7 protein-coding genes are annotated in these 3,196 nt (G+C 54.0%); 6 read left to right on the forward strand and 1 reads right to left on the reverse strand.

Annotated elements, in window-relative coordinates:
- Positions 1-860, reverse strand: an 860-nt coding sequence (locus SDD30_RS17150; RefSeq protein WP_434076147.1) for a thymidine phosphorylase, incomplete at its 3' end; no start/stop codon positions are given.
- Positions 861-902: 42 nt separating this feature from the next.
- On the opposite strand from SDD30_RS17150, the gene SDD30_RS17155 reads away from it, so the two are divergent.
- From SDD30_RS17155 to SDD30_RS17180, 6 genes are all read left to right on the forward strand, one after another.
- A complete protein-coding gene (locus tag SDD30_RS17155) occupies positions 903-1,052 on the forward strand; it encodes a hypothetical protein (RefSeq protein ID WP_434076148.1) in 150 nt (49 codons plus the stop codon).
- Between the two features lie 91 nt (positions 1,053-1,143).
- On the forward strand, positions 1,144-1,413 hold the full coding sequence (locus tag SDD30_RS17160) for a type II toxin-antitoxin system Phd/YefM family antitoxin (protein WP_434076149.1): 270 nt from the start codon (positions 1,144-1,146) through the stop codon (positions 1,411-1,413).
- Positions 1,410-1,862: a type II toxin-antitoxin system VapC family toxin gene (locus tag SDD30_RS17165; RefSeq protein ID WP_434076150.1), complete on the forward strand. Its 453-nt coding sequence runs from the start codon at positions 1,410-1,412 to the stop codon at positions 1,860-1,862. Before SDD30_RS17160 ends, SDD30_RS17165 begins: the two co-directional genes overlap by 4 nt.
- Positions 1,863-2,114: 252 nt before the next feature.
- Positions 2,115-2,258: a hypothetical protein gene (locus SDD30_RS17170; protein WP_434076151.1), complete on the forward strand. Its 144-nt coding sequence runs from the start codon at positions 2,115-2,117 to the stop codon at positions 2,256-2,258.
- Positions 2,259-2,363: 105 nt separating this feature from the next.
- Complete coding sequence (locus tag SDD30_RS17175; RefSeq protein ID WP_434076152.1) at positions 2,364-2,594, forward strand: DUF433 domain-containing protein; 231 nt, start codon at positions 2,364-2,366, stop codon at positions 2,592-2,594.
- The gene (locus tag SDD30_RS17180) at positions 2,591-2,965 is read left to right on the forward strand and encodes a DUF5615 family PIN-like protein (RefSeq protein ID WP_434076153.1); all 375 of its coding nucleotides are present in this window, start codon (positions 2,591-2,593) and stop codon (positions 2,963-2,965) included. The genes SDD30_RS17175 and SDD30_RS17180 overlap by 4 nt, the downstream gene beginning before the upstream one ends.
- Positions 2,966-3,196 lie beyond the last annotated feature (231 nt).

The following is a 3,196-nucleotide window of genomic DNA, read 5'->3' on the forward strand; positions in this document are numbered from 1 at the left end:
CCGCTGCCCCCGGCCAGCAGGAGCATCTGGCTGCCCAGGGTGAGGCAGACCTCCCGCAATTCCCGCGGCCCGCCGCCTGACAGAACGGCGATGGCCTCCCGCACCTCCAGGGCGTTGCCGACCATCATCCCCAGGGGTTCGTCCATATTGGTGATGACGGCCACCACCCGCCGGCCGACGTCCCGGCTCAATTCCACCATGGTCCAGGCTAGTTCCCGGGCGGAATCCAGGTCGGGCATAAAGGCGCCGCTGCCCACCTTGACGTCCAGGACAATAGCGTCGGCGCCGGCGGCGATCTTCTTGCTCATGACGCTGCTGGCAATGAGGGGGATACTCTCTACCGTCGCCGTGACGTCACGCAGGGCGTAGAGCTTGCCGTCGGCCGGGGCAAGTTGCCCCGTTGGGGCGGTTATAGCCAGGCCGATGGCCTTTACCTGGCGGATCATCTCTTCCCGTTCCAATTGCACCCGGAAGCCGGGGATGGACTCCAACTTGTCGATGGTGCCGCCGGTATGCCCCAAACCGCGACCCGACATCTTAACCACCGGCACCCCGGCGGCGGCCACCAGGGGTGCCAGCACCAGGGTGGTGGTGTCGGCCACGCCGCCGGTGCTGTGCTTGTCGACCTTGACGCCGGGAATGGAACTCCAATCGACCTGCTCGCCGGAGGCCACCATCGCCCGGGTCAGGGCGGCAATTTCCGCCCGGCTCAGGCCGCGGAAATAGACGGCCATCAGGAAAGCGGCCATCTGGTAGTCGGGGATTGCCCCGATCGTATAATCACGAATCATAGCCTCAATTTCCGCCAGGTTCAGGGTCTCGCCTTCCCGCTTGCGGCGGATTAAATCAATCATCTGCATGTTAGTGTATACCTCCCGGACTTAGAGGAGTCGGCTTCCCTGGTGGAGGAGCTAGCTACCAGCGTCAGCAACATCGCCGCCCTGAACGACCGGGTCGGGGATGTCGCTAGCCACACCGTCGACCAGGTGGTGGCCATTACACCTGACGAGTGGCTATTCCAAAATGCAGGAAAGATCAACCAAGGCAAGTAAAGCTCAAATATCCATTTCAACCGCCGTAACGTAATTATGCTTGCAAGGTGGTCACTTTGACGCTATAATATGACTACATGGAGGTGGAAAAATGGAACAGATCGGCATCCGGGAGATGAAGGCATCCCTGAGCCACTATATCAAACGGGTCAGGCAAGGAGAAACGTTGCTTATAACTGTTCGGGGCCGCCCTGTTGCCAGGCTGGTGCCAATGGATAATAGAATGCCTGCCGGTATTAAGGCCATGTTGGATGAGGGCCTGGCAGCGTGGGCCGGCGGTAAGCCCCGGGGGGCCAGGCAACATTCCCCCATTAAAAAGGGATATTCCATAGCGCGGATAGTAGAGGAAGATCGCCGGTGATCGCGTACCTGGACACTAGCGCCCTGGTGAAATTATATGTTTTTGAGGAAGGCACCCCCCGGGTAAAAGAACTGGTGGCCAACTCCCTTATGGTAGCCACCTGCAAAATTGCCTACGCGGAAGCAAGAGCCGCCCTGGCCCGGGGTCACCGCGAAAATGCCCTTAATGACGAGTTATATACCGGAGCCGTCGTCGCTCTCAAGGACGATTGGCGTAATTATTTCACCATAGAAGTATCAGACACCTTGATAGAGCAAGCTGGGGAATTAGCCGCAGAGCATCAATTGCGTGGTTTTGATGCCGTACATCTGGCGGCAGTATTAATACTCAAACAACAGGTCAAAGAGAACATCACTGTGGCTTGCTGGGATAAAAGATTATGGCAAGCCTTGCAAGCCAAAGCATTTACTTTGTTACCGGAGGAGCTCCCCGGCAGCGATACCAGTTAAGGAACTTATAACCCACATTTCGCATCCATAAAACGGATGATTACCACAAAATAACTATAACATCTGGTGATGACAATGACGCCAAAAAGTAATGCCAAAAAGTGACGGATAAAAAAGATGATTTTTCCATTCCGTGTCGAACCTTAATATTAGGTTAGTTACAATACAAAGAAGAGGTGACACGGGAATGGACTTACAACCCTTTCTGGAAGCCTTTGCACAATTACCCTCTAAGCAGCAGCAACAATCGCCATGCCCGTATGGGGCAAGATGGAGGGTAATGATAAGGTTCAATTTGGTCACGGCGGCTTGCCCGGTTTACGACAGCTCATTTTAAACCTCACTACTCTGGCAGGACCATCGCTACCGGTAACAGCCGTCATCAACCCCGGTTGAAGCAGGCTTTGCGAAACGTGGGCTATAAATTTCCTTATACCAATCTTTTAATTTTGTCTACTAAATGGTAAAATGTTGATAGAGTTGAGTGAAGAGGTGATGCCTGTGAGTTTCCAACGTATATCTGTAGAACCGGACAAGATGGGTGGGGTACCCTGCATCCGGGGGCTGCGCATTCCTGTTGCTACTGTGGTAGACCTTTTTGCTAGCGGACTGAGCCGCAAAGAAATCTTAAAGTATTACCCCGACCTGGAAGCTGAAGATATTACTGAGGCCTTACGTTTTGCTGCTGAAGCTGTGCGCGAACGTGAGTTACCTCTTATCAACGAACTATGAAGTTTTTGGTGGATAACGCCCTATCACCCTTTCTAGCTCAAGAACTATGTAAAGCCGGGTATGATGCTATTCACGTAAGAGATTTAGGAATGGCTGATGCCCCTGACCATCTTCTCTTTGATCTGGCATCGCGTGATAGCCGTGTTATTTTAACAGCCGATACCGATTTCGGTACCCTGCTGGCAACCCGCCAGGCATCAAGCCCATCGGTGGTAATTTTTCGTCAACCCGATAAAAGGCCGGCAACTATACTGGCTTTATGCCAGGCTAATCTAACAGGGTTATCTGAGATTCTACAACGAGGTGCAGTAGTAGTATTTCAAAGCCAGCGAATCCGGGTACGGCGGTTACCTTTCTTGCCACGAAAATAGGGTGGTTATTGTAGAAGCTAAAAAGCCCCTGGAGGGGCTTTTTATTAATCCTAGAAACGGTAAGGCTCATTCCCCGATTATCTCATACACCAGGGGCTGCGGCGCGGGCGGTTCGGCGGCCAGGGTATAGGCCGCCAGGAACCTGGCCTGGGCTGCCTCCAGGTTGGTCCGGTCGTTGACGTGAAAGACGGCCAGGGGCTCGCCGGCGTGGGCATATTCGCCACGGCGTTT

The sequence above is a fragment of the Moorella naiadis (nom. illeg.) genome (genome assembly GCF_051020825.1).
Lineage (GTDB): Bacteria > Bacillota > DSM-521 > Neomoorellales > Neomoorellaceae > Neomoorella > Neomoorella naiadis.